Annotated in this window: 19 protein-coding genes and 3 pseudogenes; 10 read left to right on the forward strand and 12 right to left on the reverse strand. The window is 46.6% G+C overall.

Features of this window, described 5'->3' with window-relative positions; translation table 11 throughout:
* Nucleotides 1-3: 3 nt before the first annotated feature.
* Entirely contained in the window at nucleotides 4-798 is a 795-nt protein-coding gene (locus CWM47_RS35115; RefSeq protein ID WP_100993162.1) for a hypothetical protein, read from the reverse strand.
* 408 nt (nucleotides 799-1,206) lie between these two features.
* Nucleotides 1,207-2,305: pseudogene (locus CWM47_RS40500) on the reverse strand (KUP/HAK/KT family potassium transporter).
* A 250-nt stretch (nucleotides 2,306-2,555) separates the two neighbouring features.
* Here CWM47_RS40500 and CWM47_RS35125 point away from each other — a divergent pair.
* Together CWM47_RS35125 and CWM47_RS38525 are read left to right on the forward strand one after the other, a co-directional pair.
* Complete coding sequence (locus CWM47_RS35125) at nucleotides 2,556-2,963, forward strand: RNA polymerase sigma factor (RefSeq protein WP_100993163.1); 408 nt, start codon at nucleotides 2,556-2,558, stop codon at nucleotides 2,961-2,963.
* Nucleotides 2,964-4,028: 1,065 nt separating this feature from the next.
* Entirely contained in the window at nucleotides 4,029-4,181 is a 153-nt protein-coding gene (locus CWM47_RS38525; protein WP_157816159.1) for a hypothetical protein, read from the forward strand.
* Between the two features lie 100 nt (nucleotides 4,182-4,281).
* On the opposite strand, the gene CWM47_RS35130 is transcribed toward CWM47_RS38525, so the two are convergent.
* Nucleotides 4,282-4,932, reverse strand: a complete 651-nt coding sequence (locus tag CWM47_RS35130; protein ID WP_100993164.1) for a recombinase family protein — start codon at nucleotides 4,930-4,932, stop codon at nucleotides 4,282-4,284.
* 204 nt (nucleotides 4,933-5,136) lie between these two features.
* On the opposite strand from CWM47_RS35130, the gene CWM47_RS35135 reads away from it, so the two are divergent.
* Both CWM47_RS35135 and CWM47_RS35140 read left to right on the forward strand, forming a co-directional pair.
* Nucleotides 5,137-5,820, forward strand: a complete 684-nt coding sequence (locus tag CWM47_RS35135; RefSeq protein ID WP_100993165.1) for a recombinase family protein — start codon at nucleotides 5,137-5,139, stop codon at nucleotides 5,818-5,820.
* Between the two features lie 149 nt (nucleotides 5,821-5,969).
* Complete coding sequence (locus CWM47_RS35140) at nucleotides 5,970-6,608, forward strand: TMEM175 family protein (RefSeq protein WP_100993166.1); 639 nt, start codon at nucleotides 5,970-5,972, stop codon at nucleotides 6,606-6,608.
* A 198-nt stretch (nucleotides 6,609-6,806) separates the two neighbouring features.
* On the opposite strand, the gene CWM47_RS35145 is transcribed toward CWM47_RS35140, so the two are convergent.
* The 4 genes and pseudogenes from CWM47_RS35145 to CWM47_RS35155 all read right to left on the reverse strand — a co-directional run bounded on the left by CWM47_RS35145 (nucleotide 6,807) and on the right by CWM47_RS35155 (nucleotide 9,104).
* The gene (locus CWM47_RS35145; protein WP_100993167.1) at nucleotides 6,807-6,998 is read right to left on the reverse strand and encodes a cold-shock protein; all 192 of its coding nucleotides are present in this window, start codon (nucleotides 6,996-6,998) and stop codon (nucleotides 6,807-6,809) included.
* 40 nt (nucleotides 6,999-7,038) lie between these two features.
* Entirely contained in the window at nucleotides 7,039-7,755 is a 717-nt protein-coding gene (locus tag CWM47_RS35150) for an IS3 family transposase (RefSeq protein WP_394341966.1), read from the reverse strand.
* Between the two features lie 114 nt (nucleotides 7,756-7,869).
* Nucleotides 7,870-8,124, reverse strand: a pseudogene (locus tag CWM47_RS40505) (transposase); the annotation flags it as partial.
* Nucleotides 8,125-8,663: 539 nt separating this feature from the next.
* A complete protein-coding gene (locus tag CWM47_RS35155) occupies nucleotides 8,664-9,104 on the reverse strand; it encodes a group II truncated hemoglobin (protein WP_100993168.1) in 441 nt (146 codons plus the stop codon).
* A gap of 175 nt (nucleotides 9,105-9,279) precedes the next feature.
* Here CWM47_RS35155 and CWM47_RS35160 point away from each other — a divergent pair, with 175 nt between their 5' ends.
* Nucleotides 9,280-9,744, forward strand: a complete 465-nt coding sequence (locus tag CWM47_RS35160) for a hypothetical protein (protein ID WP_157816160.1) — start codon at nucleotides 9,280-9,282, stop codon at nucleotides 9,742-9,744.
* Between the two features lie 245 nt (nucleotides 9,745-9,989).
* Here CWM47_RS35160 and CWM47_RS35165 read toward each other — a convergent pair whose 3' ends face one another.
* Both CWM47_RS35165 and CWM47_RS35170 read right to left on the reverse strand, forming a co-directional pair.
* Nucleotides 9,990-10,823 carry a DUF2911 domain-containing protein gene (locus CWM47_RS35165; RefSeq protein WP_100993170.1) on the reverse strand — a complete coding sequence of 278 codons (834 nt, stop codon included), beginning with the start codon at nucleotides 10,821-10,823 and terminating at the stop codon, nucleotides 9,990-9,992.
* A 144-nt stretch (nucleotides 10,824-10,967) separates the two neighbouring features.
* Nucleotides 10,968-12,272: a hypothetical protein gene (locus CWM47_RS35170; protein WP_100993171.1), complete on the reverse strand. Its 1,305-nt coding sequence runs from the start codon at nucleotides 12,270-12,272 to the stop codon at nucleotides 10,968-10,970.
* 923 nt (nucleotides 12,273-13,195) lie between these two features.
* On the opposite strand from CWM47_RS35170, the gene CWM47_RS35175 reads away from it, so the two are divergent.
* Nucleotides 13,196-13,786 (forward strand): chemotaxis protein CheB, encoded by a 591-nt coding sequence (locus CWM47_RS35175; RefSeq protein WP_100993172.1) that lies wholly within the window; start codon nucleotides 13,196-13,198, stop codon nucleotides 13,784-13,786.
* Between the two features lie 59 nt (nucleotides 13,787-13,845).
* Here the strand turns inward: CWM47_RS35175 and CWM47_RS35180 are convergent, their stop codons facing one another.
* Nucleotides 13,846-14,820 (reverse strand): IS110 family RNA-guided transposase, encoded by a 975-nt coding sequence (locus CWM47_RS35180; protein WP_100993173.1) that lies wholly within the window; start codon nucleotides 14,818-14,820, stop codon nucleotides 13,846-13,848.
* Between the two features lie 306 nt (nucleotides 14,821-15,126).
* Here CWM47_RS35180 and CWM47_RS35185 point away from each other — a divergent pair, with 306 nt between their 5' ends.
* From CWM47_RS35185 to CWM47_RS35200, 4 genes are all read left to right on the forward strand, one after another.
* Nucleotides 15,127-15,522: a hypothetical protein gene (locus CWM47_RS35185; RefSeq protein WP_100987177.1), complete on the forward strand. Its 396-nt coding sequence runs from the start codon at nucleotides 15,127-15,129 to the stop codon at nucleotides 15,520-15,522.
* A 23-nt stretch (nucleotides 15,523-15,545) separates the two neighbouring features.
* The gene (locus tag CWM47_RS35190; protein WP_100993174.1) at nucleotides 15,546-16,379 is read left to right on the forward strand and encodes an IS3 family transposase; all 834 of its coding nucleotides are present in this window, start codon (nucleotides 15,546-15,548) and stop codon (nucleotides 16,377-16,379) included.
* Between the two features lie 125 nt (nucleotides 16,380-16,504).
* A complete protein-coding gene (locus CWM47_RS35195; RefSeq protein ID WP_157816161.1) occupies nucleotides 16,505-16,777 on the forward strand; it encodes a peroxiredoxin family protein in 273 nt (90 codons plus the stop codon).
* Nucleotides 16,778-17,051: 274 nt separating this feature from the next.
* On the forward strand, nucleotides 17,052-17,657 hold the full coding sequence (locus CWM47_RS35200) for an HD domain-containing protein (protein ID WP_100993176.1): 606 nt from the start codon (nucleotides 17,052-17,054) through the stop codon (nucleotides 17,655-17,657).
* Between the two features lie 262 nt (nucleotides 17,658-17,919).
* On the opposite strand, the gene CWM47_RS35205 is transcribed toward CWM47_RS35200, so the two are convergent.
* Both CWM47_RS35205 and CWM47_RS35210 read right to left on the reverse strand, forming a co-directional pair.
* The gene (locus CWM47_RS35205; protein WP_100993177.1) at nucleotides 17,920-19,197 is read right to left on the reverse strand and encodes a sensor histidine kinase; all 1,278 of its coding nucleotides are present in this window, start codon (nucleotides 19,195-19,197) and stop codon (nucleotides 17,920-17,922) included.
* A 547-nt stretch (nucleotides 19,198-19,744) separates the two neighbouring features.
* Nucleotides 19,745-21,211, reverse strand: a pseudogene (locus CWM47_RS35210) (DASH family cryptochrome).
* Nucleotides 21,212-21,318 lie beyond the last annotated feature (107 nt).

The following is a 21,318-nucleotide window of genomic DNA, read 5'->3' on the forward strand; positions in this document are numbered from 1 at the left end:
TTATTAATTAAGATTTAGGCCGAACGTCACGCCCAACCAGGGTTTATGCTGGTAGATCCACAAATGTCGGTTGCGGTCAGCTAGTTGTTCAAGGCCTAGAGCCAAGCCTGCCGAAAAGCCGCCAACACTTAGCGTGGTGGCCAACCCGTAATTAAGGCCCAACCCGTAGTACTCATCCTGTAGTCTCCCTAAAGTACTAAAGGGATCCACTCTGGCGGGACCCACGCAGAAAAAACCGCCTAGCCCCAAACTGAAGGTCGATATCTCGGATCGGTGGTTACGCCGGAAATAGACGGTTCGATACCGCCCTAGATCGTAGCGTCCTCCAAAATGGATACCCACGTTTAATTTGTCCTCCAATTGACCCGGTTGATCGGCCGTTTTAAAGCGATATTTAAAGGGCAGGGTGAACAGATCAACGTCGAGGCCTGTGGTTTGGTAGCGAAACCAGGGGCTTTTTTCTTCAATTTTCTTTAGAGTGGGGTTGTAGTGCAGAAAGAAGATGGCGAGCGAATCGGCCTGATCAAGGGTGTTTGGATCAGCGTCAGTTGGTTGTAGTGTCTCGGCCAGAAACTCGACGTAGAGGGTATCGTGCTTTTGGTAGAGGGCAGCCTTAGCCGGATGGAGCAGGGTTTTGGTTTTGACCCCTCCTTTTTTAGCATAGGCGAATAGGTCCTGATGCTTGGGAATCTGAAAGACCTGGTTAAGCTGGGTGGTGTCGTCTCGCTGACGCAGGCTCGCGCAGGATGCGGTCAATAACAATATTGGAAGTGCTAGTAAGTAAATCGTCTTGTTCATACGTTAGGGGATTGAGTTAGTACTGAAGCCACTTGGTGGGACTGTTCTCTTGGCAGGATAGTACTAAAGTAGAGATTGTTCTGTTGAGCCAACATAGTAGTCCAGCCAATCTCGTACTTAGAAGACTTTTTTGATATTGATCTAAATTTGGAAAAAGACATGGGGTGGTTTAATTGGCTAATTAGGTCTCGTTACGAATGGTAACCGGTCGTCGTTTGAGAGTCGTACAGATGATCTCTCCGATTGTTAATCGCTTCATTGGGCTCAACTCGGATTACGAATGAGGTATAAAGGCGTCTGCGCCGTGATACCTGTTTTAAGGGCTGTGTATGAATCACTTGATAACTATAGTTCTCCCTAAAGCCGTTTGGTTTGTATGTGCTTTTAACGATTCTTCAGGAGCTAGGACTAAACTGGTGGGGAGAAGGGGTGGCGCAGCCCGGAGGGCAAACGTTCTAAATCCAAGCGCTTGATCGGGCTCAGCATGAGTGGAACCGCTTCAGTCACAACGTTGCTCGTGTCTAAGCCATAGAATTCCTTCGTCGATAAGGCAATTCGCTTCAATAACAAATAGCCCTGCATAATCACCTGTTGATACGTGCTCAACTCATTGTCATTGGAGAGAAACCGCTTAAAAATAACAAACCGGAAATCCCCCGCAATTCGGTGGACATTCAAGGAGCGATACGGCGTCTCAATCGTCACTTCCTGATCGGCGACCATGTCCAAAACCACTTGCCGGAACAAAAAATTCAGTTGGGCTCGACGCGGAAGCCCAAGTAAAACGTGACAAAATACACTTCTTCGGCCGCTAGGGTGTCCACCTTATAGCGCATACCGTAGGGCTCATCCTGTACACACAGATGGATAAACCAGTAAATGTCAGCTCGCTTGGGGGCTCGGTTCAAAATCGAAAACAGCGTTTCAGCTTCAATCTGTTGATAGTCTTCGGCCGATGTCAAGTAGACTAGGTGTGTGGCAAACTTAGGTATACTTGAGTCATTACTAAGGGTTTTGAGTACAGCCAAATTACCGGGTAAGGTATCGTATTGAATGAATTCATGCGTAATGGTTTCACCTTGATACAAGAAGACCATCATGCCCATCAGTAGGAGTCCCAGGGTAATCGAAATCCAGCCCCCCTCCTCGACCTTGACCATATTGGCAAGTAAAAAGTTGGTCTCCACGATCAAAAACAAGGCGGTAATGAGCGTGCTCAATACGGCATTGGTCTTTTTCATACGCAGATAGGCATTAATCAGCACCGTGGGCATGAGCATTGTCAGGGTGACCGCGAGTCCATAAGCAGCTTCCATATTTTTGGATTCCTTGAAATGCAACACGATCAGAATGCAGCCGATAGTAGGCCCCAGTTGACGAAGGGCACGTAGAGCTGTCCCCGCTGATCGGAGGGGTAGGTCACTCGCTGACGGGGCCAGAAGTTGAGCCGCATGGCTTCGCCCACTAAGGTAAAGGCCCCACTGATGAGCGCTTGGGAGGCAGTCATTTATAAATGTCTAGCGGGGTTCCTACCCTTGGGATAACTTACTACCTGTACCGACTAATAAATTTATATATTTACTATATCTATATATGGTAAACATATAATATATTTATCTTATCTATATGAAAATCAAATTTCCAAATTAAGCGAGTCAGTCCAGTGTTTAAGCAGTCCTTTCCTACGGATAGAAAAGCTAGTGCCCCAACTAATTACATAATCTCTCCACTTACTCAGTCTGCTTTCAGTCCTGACTATGCATTCGCCAAACGATTCCGCTCCTTCCCTCCGTAAAACGTCTCCGGCCCCCTTCCTTTCGATTCATAGTCGCCAGGATTTTAGCCGCTTTTATGATCATTACGCCCCTTTGCTGTACGGGCATCTGCTCCGCCAGACCACCGACTCTGCTTTAGCGGCGTTTGTACTGGGGGAAGTTTTTCAGACGCTGTGGGTCGAGCGAAATACAGTCAATGAACCTCAGGCCTGTTTCCTCAACCAGCATCCGATCAGTTGGCTGCTGAGTGTTGCTCATCGCCACCAGCGGTCAATTCAAGTGATAGCGGCCACTGAACCGACAGTAGTTGTCCCGCCGGAATTTGGTCAACCAGCAAGCGATTCTAGTACGGCTGACAGGCTAAAGATCGCCTCAGCTCATCGGCAGTAAAAATCGGAGACAATCTCTGACAAGCACTTACTCCTTTAATTTACCCTTCTTAATTATGGCTATAATAGCTCCTGTTCATTGTCTGCAAGAACTAGTCTATCACAGCAACAGCGCGTGTCTTCACGCCCGCCATATTCCCCAGGCTAGTCAACGAATGGGAATGGGGGGTAAAGTAGAGTGTCTATGCTGCCGCCAGTTGAATAAAGCCTGGCTCCGCAGGCTTCGTAAGCAGCCCGCCCTAGTCTGATTGCCGGTGCAGTCGGATAAATCTTCATCAGCTAACCTGGTAAAGTATACCTATCTGACCAGTATGCTTACGGGGGTGATTTACCGGTGGAAATTTACTGGTCAACTTAGTGGAGAACGAAGGTAGTCAGCGACGCATCCGATAGCCGCACGAATAAGTCAACGATGATCAGATCGGACTACTGTCAACGTTGCATTTTGAGTAGGCGTTAATGGGATCTATTTAAACAGAACGAATAGGCTTAGCCTAGCCTGATGGCATCTTGCCGTTGAATGACAAAAGAGCTGGTTTGATCATGTCGTTTCTCGTGTTAGCCTTTCCGATGTATGGGCATTTTGGTTAAACTACATGTTTTAATTTCGGTATGCCATTCCAACCACCATCCCGACTCGCTTGGCTCTCGAGCTGCTGGGCAGCCGTACGCTTCATCATTCTAATTGCACAACTGCGCCTAAGATAGGCTCATTGACCGTAGTTTACTACGGATGGAGAAGCGTGATTCGCATTAAATAACCGGCTTTAAACCCCTTATTTTTCTCAACTTATGTTATGGTTAGCTTGGTGGCAAGAGAAACTGGCTAGTTGCCGTTTTTGCCGATCTATACAGCAAGAATGGTATAGATATTAGTATACGTCGGGTCATAGGCCATCAGTGGGTGAAGACATCCCAAACAAGACTCAATTATTGGAGTTTGCTACCTAACCAATCTACTGTCAGCAGCAACCAGGTCAAACCAAATAGCCGCTTATTTACCGAGTCCGAGCCCAGTTATCCTTATTGTCTATCGACAAGAGCCCTACCCCTATGTGGCCGTTTCTTGAATCAAACCCGCCAGCAGGCCGAAAACCTCTTTAAGCAAGAGTATACTCTTCAGCCAAAGCAAACCTATGAAGTCAACGAATATAAACTGGTGAAAAGCTACTCGGTAACGGAGGACGGCAATTTATTAGTGAATGGCAGCTACCAGTAAAAAAGCCTACGTGCGTTGTACCGATGATAGGCTGACGCCTTGTGCGGCTAAAGGTTCTTTCATTGACTTTCTTGTTTTCAGCACGAGGCATTCCCCCTTGTCACGGTTTACCATCGAGTCGTTTTACACTCATGGCGAAGAATTCCTGCCCGCGTCGGGTCCGATACCCCATCTGATTCAACCGCTCGGCAATGGACCGGTATGTCAACCCGTCTTTGCGGTACAACCGGATTAATTCAGCGGCTTGGCGATTGGCTAGATTTGTCTGAGCATTCTGCTGACGGACCGCTAACCCCCGCCGGGTAACCTCGGAGGTGATGTTGGGCATGCCCAGTTTATGGCCCTGCGCTTTTTTGGCGGCCAGGGCGGCACGTGTTCGGTCCCCAATGAGTTCTCGCTCGTGCTGGGCCAACACAGCCATGATGCCTACAGTAAGCGTATTGGCGTCAGGGATGTCACAAGCCACAAAGTCAACCTCGGCGTTACGAAGGGAGAAAATAAACGAGACATTACGGCTGAGTCGGTCGAGTTTGGCAATCAGTAAGCGCGCTTTGTGTCGTTTGGCCAGAGCAATGGCGGCGGCCAGTTGAGGCCGGTCGGCTCGTTTACCCGACTCAACTTCAATAAACTCGTCGAGCACACTATCGCCCTGTTTGAGGAAGCGTCGGACAATATCCTGCTGAGCGGAGAGTCCCAGCCCGCTCTTGCCTTGACCAGCGGTCGAGACCCGATAATAGGGTACGTACTTCATTCGATTCTTTACTGTATGCAGAGTGCGTTGAACAGGGAGAAAAAATGAAATCTTCTTCCCCTTTTCTATAAAATTATCTATTGAATAGGTGTTCCAGTGGCAAAAATAGGGAAAGTGATTATTTGTAACATGTTCACAACGGTCATTTAACATCTGTAACAAACCCCAAAATCCCCTTATATTGGCTTGATAATTCACTTCTTAATGGAAAGTCAGCCAATACCTCATGTTGCTTACTACCGAGTCTCGACTAAACAGCAAGGCCAAAGTGGGCTAGGCCTTCAGGCCCAGCGTACCCAGGTCATGGGTTTCATTGGTGGCCAGGCTCAGTTGGTGCGAGAATTTATCGAAGTCGAGAGCGGGAAACGGAATAGCCGCCCTCAACTTTTGGAAGCCTTGGCTTATGCTAAACAACACAAAGCCCGGTTGGTCATTGCTAAGTTGGATCGGCTCAGCCGGAACGCTGGCTTTATCTTCGCGCTAAAAGATAGTGGGGTTGACTTTGTCTGTGCCGATATGCCCGATGCCAATACGCTGACCATTGGCATCTTTACTACCTTGGCCCAGCATGAGCGAGAACTGATTGGCGAACGAACTAAGAAGGCATTGGCCGCTAAAAAGCAACAAGGGTTTCTCTTAGGCTCCCCTCAGAATTTGACGCCGCAAGCCCAGCAAAAAGGGGTCGCAGCCATCAAGCTCAAAGCAGCTACCAATGAAAATAACCGGCGGGCTTTGTTGACCATCAAGGGATACTTGAATCAAGAGAAGACCCTGCAACAGATTGCCGATGAATTAAATGCGTCCGGCTTTCGAACGGCTAAGGGGCATTTCTTTCAGCGAGTGCAGGTCCAACAACTCATGGCCAAGCTCGCTCCCTCAAGAAGCTAATTATGGTTCAATAGGGAGAGTGGGATGGGTGAGCAAGCCCAATTACGGTCTTGGGGTATCCTGTTTCAGCCCAGACTAGTGAATAAGCCAAGCAAAAAGGGTGTATCTTGAGCCAACCGCTTGGAATCCGGGGCAAAACCCGTTTGTATATGAAGCTTCACTCGCCTGGAGAGGAAAAACCTAAAACCCGCCTGGAAGCACTGGCGGATGGGACGTTTGCCATTGTCTTTACCATCCTGGTACTCGAGTTATTTATCCGCAATCAGCATTTTGTGGATGCCGAAGGGTTATGTCAGTACTTGCTCGGGCTAGCGCCCAAGTTTCTGAGCTACCTGTTATCCTTTGCCATTTTGGCTACCTACTGGCTGGGTCATGCCGAACAGCTTTACTTTGTGCGCCGGATCAACCGGCCCTTTGTGCTGACAAACTTGTTATTTTTGTTCTTCATTGCCCTGATTCCCTTCTCGACGAGCCTGATTAGTGAGTACTCCGAGTTTTCACTTTCGACCCGACTCTATGGACTTAACTTAGTGTGCTGTCAGCTGGCCTTTTACTGGAACTGGCAGCTGGCCTGCTCGCCCCGCTTACAGCGCTTAGGGCTTAACTCAGGAGTCATTAAAGGTCATCAGCGCTACATTGTACTGGGTTTGGTGTTCCAGCTCATCGGCATTGGCATTTCTTATCTACAGGCTTGGTTAGGGTTACTCATCTTAGCGCTGATTCCCCTGACGTACCTGGTGGTGTTGGCTCGGGACAAACGCAGTTTTGACGAGTTATACTTGGAATGAGGGGTAGCCGATAAGGCCCGTCACATCCATGCAGGGCGTTATTTCAACGGTCGTTCGTAAAATGCCATAAGCTCAAATAACATAGACATGTATAGCCTAAAATCAAATTAACCCAAGCCCCTCTGCCCTTAAATCAAAAGAACAGACTTTGGCAGTCTGTTCTTTACTCAATGCGGACCAATCTGATACGGGATGGCCTTATGTCCGTTTGACGTTGACCGCATTCAAGCCCTTCTTGCCCTGCTCGACGTTGTACGATACGTTGTCGTTCTCTCGGAGTTCTTCGCTGGTGGCTGAAATATGCACAAACACATCGTCGCTGCCATCGTCGGGTTTAATAAAGCCGAAGCCTTTACTCTCATTGAAAAATTTGACGCTACCTGTAGGCATTTGTCCTTGCCCCCTTTGGTGAGCCAGTTTTACCTGGAGTTTAAGCCACTTGCCGGTATTCGGCTGGTGGCCAAAACGCCAATGCTTGATGAGGTCGCTCTGTATTGTATTCGACTAACCAGGCATCCACCGTTCGGCGCACCTGCGCCAGACTCTTAAACACATTGGCATTTAAGACTTCCCGGCGAAATGTCCCATTGAATCGTTCAATGTAGGCATTCTGCGTGGGCTTACCCGGCTCAATCCAATGCAAGATAAGTTGCTTAGCCGCACACCAGTCTTGCAACGCCTGACTAATAAACTCGGGACTATTGTCACTTCGTAATCGCTCGGGTTTACCCTGTTGTTCTACCAACCGATCCAGTAGCCGAATCACCCGTTGGCTAGGTAAGGAGTAGTCGATTTCGATACCCAATGCTTCCCGACTGTAATCATCCAGTACATTTAAGGTCCGAAACTTACGACCATCCGTTAAACTATCCATCGTAAAATCCAGAGACCAGCAGCTATTACAAGCTGTCGCTTTGGGCAACGGCTGGCGAACTGCTTCCGGCAATCGTTTTTTTAACTTACGAGGCAGTGTCAGGCCAGCTAATTTATATAACCGCCTGACACGCTTATGGTTGGCAGTTTCGCCCTGCTTACGCAGTTTATGATGAATTTTCAACAGACCCCAATGTTTGTAGCGTTTAGCTACCTGCCTGATGCGCTCCTGAAGTCCCTTATCTTTTTCTTTAACGGCTACGGGCTCCGTCATGGCATTCCGACCGCACGGGCGGCCCCGTAAGACCTGTCCAACGGCAGGCTTTGCGCTGACTCAGCTTCTTTTCTGAAATCATCCACTTGGTCAACGCTCTGCGCTCGACAGGCCCTACCACTTTTTTGTGAGGGCCTCTTTGAAAATGTCATTTTGTAAACTTAGCTCAGCATACATCTTTTTCAACCGCCGATTTTCTTCTTCCAAGTCCTTTAAGCGTTTTACCTCGGCCACCTGCATACCACCGTACTTAGCTTTCCAGTTATAAAATGTGGCTTCGCTGACGCCGTGTTCACGGGTAATTTGAGCGACGGTTTGGCCGCTGTCCTGTTGTTTGAGAATCCCCACGATCTGCGATTCGATGAATCGTTCGGACCGCCGATGCGGTTGCTTTCATTTCCCTTTCCAATTACCTGTGAAATTTAAGTTTTTTACTCTACTTTTCACTGGCTCACTTTTATGGGTTCAGGACACATTGTAACGGGATTAAAGTTTGACTCAAGGACGACAGAAATGACCAACTTACCAAAACAAGGTTATTGATTGGTAGAATTCTGAGGGACGTATTGACGGATTAGTCAAATTCTTCATTGACTGGTAGTGGTAGGCTAATTGTAAATAAAAAAGCTGTTTAAGTAGGTTTTACAACGGAATCTTTACAGAATCATAAATTGTACAATTCCCAGTCAAGTGGTATAAGAGTTTTTATGTTTAGGGAATATTCTAAGTTCAAACCCCCAATATGAGCAACACAAAAAGGTCGGATTGCACCTTAGAAAGGAAAAGAAAAAATGCGTAACATGTTAAGAAACTATTTATAGATTACGCCCTCTGTATAGCTTCAGACAATACCAATCGGATACCCTTTAATTGATAAGTTGACTAATAGTAGGATGCTTATCCGTTAGTTACCATTGCCATTTTGGTACTTCACGTAGGGGGTGTAACTCCGCATCGGTTCTAGCATGGGAGTTTTGAGTGGCAACGTGAGATCCGAAGTCAACATGAGATTTAAGCGCATTTCGAAAAGGTTCATCAGCTGATAGCTGGGCTTGATCAGCTGCTTGCAAATACAACTCGACAAAACGTTGCCGTTGTTCTTCCGTGATGTTAAAGCCTCGATGCGCTTCAATTAGATGCCTAAACCCACCCATCTCTTTGCTAAATCGATCAGGGCCTCCGAACGTCTCAGCCGTGAAAGCGGTAAATTTTTCAACATGTCCTGGCTGTTCATGGCCAAAAAGGGGTTGCAAGAGTGGGTCCTGTAAACACAGGTGATAGAATACATCACTTAACCGATATAAAGCGTCCCATCCGCCAGCGTGTTGGTATATAGTGTTTGGCTCCATTTTTTAAGGCTTAACCCATTGCTGTTGTCGTCTATTATTTTACTAAATTACTTCTCGAAAGAGATTGCTGCACATAAACTCACTTATATAACTGCTTTTTTAGCTGGTCACCTATTATTTTGGTTCGGCCTACAGGGCTTCGCTCCGCCCTATACACTAACGGCTTAGAATGCCCATGAAAAAACAAGGTGTTATCAACGCACAAATTGCCAACCCTGCCCTAAACCAATTCAATGCATTGGTGGGCGAATGGAAAACGGCCAGCACCCATCCCGCTGTCCCCCATAAAGTGTTAGCCGGTCGATCCGCCTTCGAATGGATCGAAGGCGGTGCCTTCCTGAAGTGGTATTTAGAGGTAGACGAAGAAGGTTTCCCGGCTGGCATGGGCATCTTTGGTAGTGACGATGCGACGGGCGAATTAGTGATGCTCTTCTTTGACGAACGAAAGGTGTCGAGAAAGTATGAGGTTTCGGTGGAAGATAATGTGGTGAAATGGTGGCGGAATGTCCCTGGTTTTTCGCAACGCTACAACTGGACCATTACAGATAATGGCAATACGATCATCGGAAAAGGCGAATTATGTGAGGACGGTAAAACGTGGGGAAAAGATTTAGACCAGACCTTTACTCGGGTTAAGTAAATGGACATCGACCTTCTTTTGAACGGTTCTTAGCTCGCTTGTCTGTTGTGAGAGTAGAGCTATTACAAAGTAGCTATTTTCAATAAGCAAGCAACGCACACTACTAGGCTCTTTTACTGTCTTAATATCTTAGTATAAATTTGGTTATAGAATGACTCTCGAAAATGTACAGTGTTCATTCTCAGACCAAATAGTATAAATGATGCTCTTACCACCACTTTTGTGTCAGCACTACGGTGATGTGATCAAGGTTTACACTCAACGAGCACCCGCTGATAATTTTTGACAAATGCAGTATCGTCTGCCTGTTGGGCTAGCTTTAGCCCCGCTTCAGCATCAGCCCGGGCGGTTAGGCAGTCACCCTGCCGAATGGCAATCTTAGCGCGCGTGTAGTAAGTCCAATAATGCTTATCAACCGCGATTACTTGGTCAGCCCAAGCCCGGGCCTGTTTTAGGTCACGGTTTGTCTGATAGTAATATTCAGCTGCCTCTAAGTAAATAGCTGATGACACGTTTGGGTTAGTTAAGGCAGCCTGCAATTGTACCATGATCTGAGCATCAGCATCGTGCTTCAAGGGTAACTTAACCTCTGTAGTCTCCCAGCGTAATGATAAATTAGCGGTTGTAGGCGTAAAATCAGTGAATTCAATCGTGAAATACTCGGTCGGAGCGGTCTTTTGTGCGTTCACACGAACGCGTATTAGGTCGTTTTCGGGCTTATAGTTGAAGGCTCCACTGCCGATAGCATCTTTGTTGAGAATAATAACCCATTCTGTCGGGCCGGGTATAGTAAATAAACCATAACTACCAGCTGGCAAGCTATTCCCATTGATCAGAATTTGATCGGAGACTGTGAGCTTGGTCGAACGGTCCGCCCCGGTCCGCCACACTTTACCATACGGGAGTTGATCGCCGAACATGGTACGCCCTTTCAGTGCTGGACGACTGTACTCGACTGAAACGGTTGCTAAGCCTACTGCTTGGGCGACAGTGGCGGCTGGACTAGCGGCTGGCAGCTGAATCTGGGCGAGCCTCTGAATACTAAGTAACAACACCCCTACTAACAGTGATTTTGACATGGGTTAGTGATAAAGTACAACATTGGTGCAACTTGGTCCGGGAATGAACACGGTACATGTTCGAGAGTCGTTCTATACCTACGAATTATGTTATGAGAATATTCAAGGAAATTCAATGAATGAGTCGCAGCTATCACTCCAGACTTATTCATTCCCCTTTTTTAATGTCCATATACCTTCTTGTTGGTATTGAACGGACCAAGATTTTTCTAAAGTCAATGTCCATTCTGGCGTTTTGATAAGTTGAGTGGATGAATTAACGCCTTTAGGGAAACTAACCGTTACTTGACTCCAATCGGTCGATATTAATGCTTCATTCGTAACATCAAGAACCCCCCATTCATCTACTAGTCGCATAGTTGGGTAAATAGTACCTTGGTTAGGTAAGCTTTTCAAGGTGCCTGGATTAAACGAAATATTCATTTTATGTAGGGCAATCAATAAGCGATTGTTACTCAGAAACTTCCCCTTCAAATGCCTTAATTCAACTTGTCGAGTCTCTTCAAACTGAGCCTCTTGTTTGTCTATGGTTATCCCATCGTATTCTTTCTTCGCTTTGCGATAAGCTAAAACTAGGTCATTAGGCATTCGCCACGAATACGCACTAACTAATCGTTCGGTAATAAAGCCTGTTTTTCGTAGTTTACGGTTCCAGTCGGGCTGTATCTCGGTAAGGGTGAAGCCGTATGCTGGACCAGTTAGGTAAGCAAAAGATCGGGCAAAGTTTTTTGTTTGTTGACTTTGAGCAAGTAGATGCGTGAGATGGTTCTGCATTTGGGCCGGTGTCTGCCCGCTCAGCAATAGGCCTGTCCATTCAGCTAATCCTTCGTTCCGTTCCAAATTGTCTTCTGTTGAGTCAGCCCCAGCGAAGAGCAGACGTCGATAATGCCGGAATAACAAAGCGTTACGAATATGATGGACACGAACTTTCCCCGTGCCGCTAACGGCGTGCTGTAGTGCTCTTAATTCAAGGCGCAACAATACGCGCCCCATTCTCTCATCAAGATGTGGGTTAATTTCTTTACCATTCGTGAAATCAAGTTGGGGTTGAATTCGATGAAATAATTCGTGCATCATCAGGTTGAGTCTATCGGGCTTCAAATCTGGTAGAGGCCACATGATCATCGTCCAGCGTTTACCAGCCCACTGAACAGCCGTATTTGCCACATTTAGGGAGTCAGGAAGTTGGCCTACAAAAACCGAATCCTGATGAACGAAAAGGCCTGTACTATCAGGCACGTTAGCCATTACTGATCGGGTCTGAGCATTTATAAACAACATGGGGCCATAGAGCGGGATGCCCCATAGCATCCCTGCATCTTGGCGTGATGCTTGGGCTGCTTCAGCAAAATAGTGCTTAGCTAGTATTCGCTCTTGCTGACTAAATTGGGCTGAGACGGTAAGACTCAGTAGCGTAAAAACAATCCCTAAAAACGTACGTACATGCATATACAAAAGATGGATTTTTACGGACAGCGTTGCAAATACTCTGTTGTATAAGTGACGCTATGTAAAGCTAAAATCAGTCATTAGACCATTTTAACGCTATCTCCGCTGTATCAGGGGGAATTTACTATTTCCCTATAGTGTGGATAGAAGCGGAAAGCAGACTGACATTGTTGGTCTGCTTTTTTTGTATAATCATCTATATGTTAAGCCAGGCGAAAAGTTAAACATAATTCCAGTGGCTGTTGCAAAAGTCAAAAAGGGATTCTTCTGGCTCAATAAAGGAGTCGATTTTGCCTAAAATTCGCCCCAGAATTAGGCGGCTTAAATGGAAATCAAGACCTCTATCGACTTTTGCAACAGCCACGTATCTTATGTTAAGAAACTATTCCAAGATCAACTGCCGAATAGAAGCAGTGAAAATAGGCCGAATTGCAGTTTGGAAAGGGAGAAGAAAGGCCGCTATTATGTTAAGAGAATATTCGTAGATCGAGCCAATCAACTGCGAGTAAAGTACCCCTGAAGATGGCTTTGGAGTTACCATAAGATTGATGATGCCACAAAAAAGCAGACTAACAGGGCCAGTCTGCTTTCGCTTTTATCTACACCAAAAAGGGGCATCTCACTCTATCATTGTATAAGGGTAAGCAACTGGGCTACTATATTGTTTGATAGGCTTAATCAATTAGCGTAATTGCTAGTAAACAACAGGTAATGAGCGCATTTCGAGTAGCTAGCATACTTCGTTATACAGCGGCCCTTTCGCTATTCGTGCTTTCTGGAGCTGATTAGACCCAACTCTATTTCCTAGTTGGGTCTTCACGAATGCTTTAGGGGTGAATTTCTGTCTCCTTGTGGTTAGCCTTATTTTTCATGTACCCGGTCCTAAACGTTAGAAAAGGGTCGTATATACTATTCTCTAGTCTATGCTTACTGAAACTAAATTCTACATCGTAGCCATTGGCGTATCAGCGGGTGGATTGGACCCCTTACATAGTTTCTTTTCACAGATACCACCCGACTCAGGCATTGCTTTTGTGGTCATTGCCCACTTAAACCGGGATTATACTAGCCTGGCTGACATTCTGTTAGCCAGGCATACAACCATGCCCGTTTGTTGGGCAACCCAAGGGCAGGAAGTTAGACCCAATTGTGTCTACATACTACCCATTAACAAGATGATGAGTATTGAGGATGGCCTCTTGCACTTAGAGAACCGGCTCGTTGACCAACGAGCGAACTGGTCAGTTGACCTTTTCTTTAAGTCATTAGCCAAAGGGGAAAAGGCGCAGGCAATCGGTATTATTCTGTCGGGTGCTGGCTCAGACGGTACGTTAGGGGCCATCGCCATTCACAACGAGCAGGGGTTAGTAATGGTACAAGGTCCCCAGACGGCTGAATTTACCAGTATGCCCCAGTCAGCTATCCTAAGAGATCATCCGACTCACATTTTGTCGCCAGAACGTTTAGCTCATGCGTTAATGGCGTTTGTTTCTTCAAACATCATTAAGGCATGAGCTAAACAAAGGAGTTAATGTTCCTCCCCTTCTTAAACTAACATGAACTGTGTTAAAAGTCAAGCCATCGAGCGTAAAATTGGTTGATAATTCGGATCATAGTCTTCATTGAATTTAACCACTGCATAAGCTTGGCGAAGCAGTTTGTTGACGACCGCCATTAAGGCCACATTCGTTACTTTACCTGCAGCTTTTAAGCGTTGATAGCACTCGCGGCAAGATTTATTATAGCGAATGGCCGACAAGCTGGCCATATATAATTGGCTTCTTAAATGGGCATCACCCGAACGGTTAATTCCCTTTGTAATCCCTACTTTTCCTGACTGATAAATCACTGGAGCCACGCCAATAAACTTAGCCAGGGCCTTGGCCGAAGCAAAATCACGAAAGCCATTCGTGGTCTCAATTAAGGCGGTGGCGACCGCATAAGAAATACCCTTTATAGACCGTAATCGCTTGTACTGCTCGGCGAAATCAGCTTGACAAACCTGATTAATTTCCGCCATTAGTTGAGCAATAGCCGCTACAAAATGAGCGATCATCTGCTGTAAGCTCTGCTGAACAGTAGAGTCTTTTAAGGGTAGAGGCTGGAGTGAAGCAAACAAATTGAGTAAGGACACCCGTTGTTTTTGATACTGACGCAGGAGCGTTCGTTTCTGTCTAAGCAATAATAAGCTGTCACTACTCATTTGATAGACAGGCGGTTGAATAGCTTTGCCGTACTCTGCCAGTAAGACTGCGTCGCGTGGGTCAGTCTTGGTAATCGACAAATGCATTTTTGCAAAGTGGTGACTCTGCTTGGGGTTAATAACCGAGATAGTCACACCCGAGTGAGTCAACATGTAAGTGGCCAGGACCGAATAAGAGCCAGTAGCTTCCAGCACGCAATGAGCCTGGTCAGGCAATTGACCTATAAGTGTACGAATACCATCTGGAGAGTTGGTGTATTCGTTTACTTTCCAGCCAGAGTTGGGTTTTGGAACCGCTACAGAAAGACTATCTTTGGACACATCAATACCAATGTAAGTGGTCATACAGAAGGGTGTTTACAAAGGGGAAAGAAAAAGGAATAACAGGGAGTGAAGCCTTGAATTTTTTGACCCTAGCATAGCATACACGGTTTTTCACCAATTGAACTGTTCAGGCTTTAAAATTCACTAGCAGGAGTCAACACATGTTAAACAGGTTTCGCTAATAATGCCTCGGACTTGCCCTGCTAGTGGCTCAATTCATAGCGGAAGGACTGCTTTTTTGAGTATTTTTCCAACCAGTTCAAACGTACTATAATGCCACTTATATAACAGGTCGTATGCTACTGGAAAATCTAGTCAAAATCCAGTATGAATACCTATCTTAATGATTTATTAGGCTATAAGAAAAAGAAAACTCGACACCTATTCCGATGGAAGGTTGTCGAAGCTTATCGGGCCGAACGAGTCCAGGCTTCCGAACTGGAAGAAACCCTGGGTATCCCGATGAGGGAGCTGCGCCGTCTTAACCGCAATTACTTCAGACTCCGCTTACTTCCCCTTTTACAACCCAAAAACCGCCGAAAAACCATGAAACGAGACGCGGACTATGTCAAAACGCTAGAGCGAAAACTAGCTGACATGGAGAAGGAGAATCAATTTCTCCGCTTACAGGCTGAGGCTTACCAAACGGTGATCCAGATCGCCGAAGAGCAGTTTAACATTCCAATCGTAAAAAAGCCTGGCGCCAGGCGGCCGAAAAATTAACTCGTCGCTACCCCTTAGTGGGCATGGAGGTAATTTGTAAGTTGTTTGGCCGAGTAAGACAAGCCTGGTATGCGGCTACCCGGCAACAAGAAAAAGTGGGTTTCCAGACGGATGCTATCTTGCAGGAGGTCAGGCGAATACGTCGTGACATTCCGGGCATGGGTACCCACAAACTGCATCATGAAATGCGGGTATTTTTAACCCGACACCGCATCAAACTGGGCCGCGATCGCTTACATGCTTTGCTCAAAGAGAACGGGATGTTAGCTAAACGAAAAGCCAATAAGGTTACCACGACTCAGTCCAACCATACCCATTTCAAATACCCGAACAAGGTCAAAAATTTAATACCTTCTCGGGCTAATGAACTGTGGGTGAGTGATTTGACTTATATCTCGGTTGGGCCAACTTATGCGTATCTCTACATCATTATGGATGCTTTTTCGCGTAAGATCGTCGGCTGGTCATTTGAGAAGACCATGCATGCAAAAGGGGCATTAAGGTCGTTAAATATGGCTTTGTTAGCTCGAAAAGATATCAGCCAGTCCTTAATCCATCATTCGGATCGGGGCGTCCAATACTGCTCCTACGCTTATGTTCAACGATTGCGCCAGGTGAATGCCACGATCAGTATGACCGAGTCGGGTGATCCGAATGAGAACTCCCTAGCGGAGCGGGTGCTTCAGTCCCTGAAAGACGACTGCAAGCTAAGCCGTACGTTTACCTCTTTTACCGCAGCCGCCGAGGGTGTTGAACGAGCAATTACGGCTTATAACACAGTTCGCCCACACGCTTCGCTGAATTATTTAACACCGCACCAAATGCACCAGCGAAAGCGTAAAGTTAAGTTACGCTGATACCCTTATAAAAAGGTGAGGTACGGAAATGTGCAATACGAGGGCCTGTTACGGTGATTTTAATATCTGTCCAATTCAATCAGTAGCATACGCACCTATTCTCTAGCCAATTGAGACATTCTTCATTGAAAAAACTATATAAAACGTATCATTCCTCAGGCTTGGAAGTGCTAACGGTTTCCCAGGAGTTTAATAAAGAATCAGGCAAAGTCGACTTAGAAAAGGAATCACTTCCTTGGCTGGTAACACTAGATACAAAAGAAAATGGTGTATTAGCCACCTATCATGTAGATCGCTTGCCTGACAACGTATTGTTGGACGCTAAAAGAACGGTCATTGGTCGTGACTTGTCAATTCAAGAACTTAAAACAAGTTTAGACCAACTTTTAAAGAGATAGCTTTTGTATTTTTCAAAGTACAGTTACAATAATGGTATATAAATACTTCTAAGATTTTTCTTTTTACATAATCGGAGTTATAAAACAGATCCTGAAAGAATGCCATCTGTAGCAACGTATGTTACTACCGGCATTTTGTACTTTATTACTCTCGTAGGAGATTATCAGGTAGTCAGATAGTTACCGGTTAAGACAAAACTCTCAAAACTTCCGAAGTATTTATTCCCCTGTCTCTTTGCTTATCTTTGAGCTAGTCAGAATAACCATCAGCCAAATGCAAGCCAGTCAACTAATAAAGCAAATTGAGTTTATCAAGGAGATTGATAAACTTAAATATATCCAGCGTAAAACGAGACTCTTCAACAGCGACAGAAACGAAAATGACGCTGAACATAGCTGGCATTTGGCTATGATGACCATCGTGTTATCTGAACATGCTAATGTTCCTATTGATGTGTTAAAAGTCGTAAAAATGTTGCTTATCCATGATATCGTTGAGATTGATGCCGGCGATACTTTTATTTACGATACGCAAAAAAGCCATGATAACACGGTCGAAGAACGAGTAGCGGCAGAACGCATTTTTGGTTTACTGCCCTCTTCCCAAGCCAGCGAGCTACTCTCCATTTGGGAAGAGTTCGAAGAGCAAAAAACGGCTGAAGCGAAATTTGCCAGAGCGATGGACCGGTTAGAGCCCTTACTGCAAAACGTGTCAAACAATGGGGGTACGTGGCGAGAATTCGAGATTGGATTTGATCAAGTTTATCAAAAAAAGCAAGCTATTCAGTATGGTTCTGAGTCCATTTGGGCCTATGCCGAACAGCTATTAAGTGAGAGTGTAGAAAGCGGTATTTTAAAGAAAACGACTCTACAGGAATAGACAAAGTACAAAATGCCGTCAATAACATACAATGCCACAAATGGTATCTTTTTAGGATCTGTTGTATAACTAACGTGGCTGTTGCAAAAGTCGAAAAGTGGTTCGGTTGGTTCAATAGATGAGCACTGCTTAGCCAAATTTTACCTTGAAAACTAGACGTTGAGCCGAATAATCCAGATGAGTACCGACTTTTGCAACAGCCACTACTGATATGTTAAGCTTAAAACAAAAATTTAGGGATGTTGACACGGGTGCTCAGTGCTTAATCGGATAGAAACCGAATTCGGATCAAAGTCCCCTTACCCAGTGTGCTTTCAATGTCCATACTGGCTCTAAGCAACTCACAGAGCCTCTTGACAATAAACAAACCTAAACCCTCACTTTCTTTCTGGTGACGGGCAAAAGGCTCCTTTAGTACTTCTGTTGTAGGCGGTTCTTGTAAAGGGTACTCAGCCGGACCACCCGCTTGGTGGGTGCTACTGGGTTGACTGAGCGGTTTTAGCTGCTCGGCCAACAAACCCGTTGGGCTATTGGGAGCAAAACCGGGTCCTGAATCCTGCACACTCAGGATCCAACGCGTTTCGTTTTCCTGAGTCCAGGACACATATACCGAACCCGATTGGGTGTACTTCAGGGCGTTATAGAGGAGGTTTTGTAAGATGCGCTGGACCTTGACCGCATCCCCTCGCACAGGCAGTTTGTCCGGTCCCTCTGCTTGCAAGACTAGCTCCCGGTCTTGGACTAAGGGTTGAGCTAGGGTAACGTATTCCCGAATTAACGTAGCGGCATCAAAGTCTTCACTATCTACTTTTTCCTGACCCGCTTCAATGCGGGCGTAGTCGGTTAGTTGAAGTAGCATAGCCCGAATAGAGACCAAATTGCGATTGAGCATGGCCACGTATTGCTCTCGCTCGGCTGCCGTGTTGGGCAGTTCCAGGAGGGAGGCTGCACCCATCAGCACCCCAAAGCTGGAGCGCAGGTCATGGGAACTATCGCGCAGGTGTTTACCCTGTTGTTGGTTCAACTGCTGAAGCGTGTTCAGGGATTCCTGCAGGGTGTTGGCTTGTTCGGCGGCATTGGTCTGACGAAGTTGGTCATAATAGAGCACGCTGCCTCGGCTGGTTTCAACAGAGATCTTAAACACCTGTCGATGGGCTTCGCCCAGACTATCCATCGAAAACTGACTATGCACTTGCTGAAAAGTGCGCACTTCGTCGAGTACTATCCAGTACAAATGTTCTAACTCGGCGAGCAGTTCGGGTAGCGAGTAGCCGCGTTGCCAGCGGTGGAGTCCGTGTTCACCAGCGAGGTCAAAGGGGCTTGACTCTTCCTTCTCCTGCCGTAAGCGCTGATTGAGGATGTTAAGCATGGCCGGTGCCTGATCGTTAAATTCCTCGCGGGAGAAGCTGGTTTTGGTGTTGAGTGTTTGGTCTTCTAAGCAGCGGGTACGCCATTTGTTAAGGATCGTTTCCCGACGCATCTCTAGATAGTCAACCAGTAAATGGTTTGGTTTCTGGAGCGTTAATTTAGCTTTGGCCATCAAAAAGGGTCAGTTAATGGAGCTATGATTCAGAAGAAACGACTCTCCTGTTGCATAATCAAACGTTATGATAACTCAGAAGCCGCTTTTAGGAGTCTTTTACTCGCAGTTGGAAGACTCATCTAGGGATATTCACTTAACATGCTAGTGGACTTTTGTCTCCCCTTTCCAGCGTACAATCCGGCCTGTTTTCGCGGCTCATATAGTGCGATCAATCTTAGAATATTCTCTTAAAATAAGATAATTTATGCCACTTAACTAAATAAAATACAATTTTTTACCAAGTGATCTTCCCTTTATTATTTACATACTTTGGCTTATTCCATTACGGACGAGCCCATTTCATGCATATTGCAACAAATTGTATTTTACCGTTAAACTAGCTATAATATAGTTTTTGTAGGCTATTAAATTAAGTTGTACTTATCATAGTAAGCGTTAAGCAAAGGCGAACTTTTCGTGAACGATTCTAGACACCGTTGGCAACTATTCTAGCTGTTAACTACTTTTTTCAGTAAAACGCTTCAATAAATGAATGACAGGAGTATTAGTTATCCCCTGACTCTTGTTTGCGACGCGTCCATTTCAAGGGGTTCACCAATGGAAACGGGTAAGTGACGCCCAACTCGACGCCCCAACTGGCCAGCTCCTGGGTACTATTGAGCGATAACAGATGAAGCTTATCCGCGGGTACCTGCTCCAGTTCAGGACACCAGCGCTTGACATACGCCCCTTGGGGATCATAGCGTGTGGCCTGGGTGTAAATGTTGAAATAGCGGTCCCCGTGTGCATCCGCCCCTACCTCGGCAACTTGGTTCCAGTTCCCCCAGTTGCTGGCCGGATCATAATCGATCAACTGGCTCTCCAGATACGCTGCTCCCCAAGGCCACCACACGCTCAGATCGGGCTTTTCAAGCCGGTGCAGCAGAAAACTGGCCACGTTCTGACGCCCCCGGTTGGACATAAAACCTGTCGCATTAAGCTACCGCATATTCGCGTCGACAAAGGGGATACCGGTCTGACCAGCGGCCCATTTGGTAAACAAAATATAGTCTTTTTCCCAACCCTTGGTTGGCACGTTGCGGGGGCCACTGGCCCGAAAAATACGGTACCCCTGCCGGGCGGCCTGAAATCGGAAATAATCCCGCCAGATCAGCTCAAACACCAGCCAGTAGGTCGATATGTTCTTTTTGCGTTCCTGCTCGTAGCGTTTGACTTCCCAATAGATCCGCCGGGGCGACAAACATCCGTTGGCCAACCAGGCCGAAAACTTGCTGGAATAGTCCTCGCCCAGTAACTGGTTGCGGGTGTGTTTGTACTGACGAAGCCCGTCGCGTTCCCAGAAGTAGGTGTCCAGCCGGTGCAGCGCGGTAGTTTCACCCCCTACAAAGTGGATGACAGCCCGCGCCTCAGTCGCTGGGGGCTTTACACCCAGGCTTTTCAGGCTAGGCAACCGACCTATGGCAACATCGGGTAAAGTGGGCAAATGCGGCACGGGCACCTCATCACGTACGGTGGTCTGTTTCTCACAACCCTTGCGGAAATCCCGGTAGGCATCGGGTAATTCCGACAGATCGAAGGGTAAATCGTCCAGGTGGTAGAGCGAGAGCATCCAGAATAGGTTCAGTTGGGCGCCATGGGGTTTGAGAGCCTGCCGCACCTGCTCTTCCAGCCGGATTTCTTCGGGGGTGGCTTCCTGGCCAGCATAAATGGCGCTGACCTGATGCTGACGGGTCAATTCGGCCAGCACCTGAGCCGGGTTGCCCACCCGAATCAACAGGTCGGAGCCTTGCTTCCGAAGATTCCGGCGTAGATCAGCCAGGCTTTCCAGTAGAAAGCGTAGACGGTGCCCCCCGGCCCGGGGCACCTGAATATCGGGTAAAACGGCCAGCGAATCGGGGTCCAGAATGAAGACGGGCAATACCCGTTTAGCGTCCTGACAGGCCTGGTATAGTGCGGCATTATCGTGCAGCCGCAGGTCATTGCGAAACCAGTGAATGATGGTTGTATTCATGGGCTGGTTGGATCTCTACCGGGTGTAGCGGCAGTGGTATGGGTAACCAGGTTCTGGAAATGGCCTGCTCATGGCTGACCAACTGGGTTTAGTTGAGGTATGAGCAC

The organism is Spirosoma pollinicola, assembly GCF_002831565.1.
Classification (GTDB): domain Bacteria; phylum Bacteroidota; class Bacteroidia; order Cytophagales; family Spirosomataceae; genus Spirosoma; species Spirosoma pollinicola.

Excerpts from the sequence above, each read along its gene's own strand:
- CWM47_RS35180 (WP_100993173.1), bottom strand. The coding sequence starts at position 14,820 with ATGACCACTTACATTGGTATTGATGTGTCCAAAGATAGTCTTTCTGTA.
- CWM47_RS35130 (WP_100993164.1), bottom strand. The coding sequence starts at position 4,932 with ATGAAGTACGTACCCTATTATCGGGTCTCGACCGCTGGTCAAGGCAAG.
- CWM47_RS35175 (WP_100993172.1), top strand. The coding sequence starts at position 13,196 with ATGCTTACTGAAACTAAATTCTACATCGTAGCCATTGGCGTATCAGCG.
- CWM47_RS35115 (WP_100993162.1), bottom strand. The coding sequence starts at position 798 with ATGAACAAGACGATTTACTTACTAGCACTTCCAATATTGTTATTGACC.
- CWM47_RS35140 (WP_100993166.1), top strand. The coding sequence starts at position 5,970 with ATGAAGCTTCACTCGCCTGGAGAGGAAAAACCTAAAACCCGCCTGGAA.
- CWM47_RS35185 (WP_100987177.1), top strand. The coding sequence starts at position 15,127 with ATGAATACCTATCTTAATGATTTATTAGGCTATAAGAAAAAGAAAACT.
- CWM47_RS35200 (WP_100993176.1), top strand. The coding sequence starts at position 17,052 with ATGCAAGCCAGTCAACTAATAAAGCAAATTGAGTTTATCAAGGAGATT.
- CWM47_RS35170 (WP_100993171.1), bottom strand. The coding sequence starts at position 12,272 with ATGCATGTACGTACGTTTTTAGGGATTGTTTTTACGCTACTGAGTCTT.
- CWM47_RS35135 (WP_100993165.1), top strand. The coding sequence starts at position 5,137 with ATGGAAAGTCAGCCAATACCTCATGTTGCTTACTACCGAGTCTCGACT.
- CWM47_RS35160 (WP_157816160.1), top strand. The coding sequence starts at position 9,280 with ATGAAAAAACAAGGTGTTATCAACGCACAAATTGCCAACCCTGCCCTA.
- CWM47_RS35155 (WP_100993168.1), bottom strand. The coding sequence starts at position 9,104 with ATGGAGCCAAACACTATATACCAACACGCTGGCGGATGGGACGCTTTA.
- CWM47_RS35125 (WP_100993163.1), top strand. The coding sequence starts at position 2,556 with ATGCATTCGCCAAACGATTCCGCTCCTTCCCTCCGTAAAACGTCTCCG.
- CWM47_RS35190 (WP_100993174.1), top strand. The coding sequence starts at position 15,546 with ATGGAGGTAATTTGTAAGTTGTTTGGCCGAGTAAGACAAGCCTGGTAT.
- CWM47_RS35205 (WP_100993177.1), bottom strand. The coding sequence starts at position 19,197 with ATGGCCAAAGCTAAATTAACGCTCCAGAAACCAAACCATTTACTGGTT.
- CWM47_RS35165 (WP_100993170.1), bottom strand. The coding sequence starts at position 10,823 with ATGTCAAAATCACTGTTAGTAGGGGTGTTGTTACTTAGTATTCAGAGG.
- CWM47_RS35145 (WP_100993167.1), bottom strand. The coding sequence starts at position 6,998 with ATGCCTACAGGTAGCGTCAAATTTTTCAATGAGAGTAAAGGCTTCGGC.
- CWM47_RS35150 (WP_394341966.1), bottom strand. The coding sequence starts at position 7,755 with ATGACGGAGCCCGTAGCCGTTAAAGAAAAAGATAAGGGACTTCAGGAG.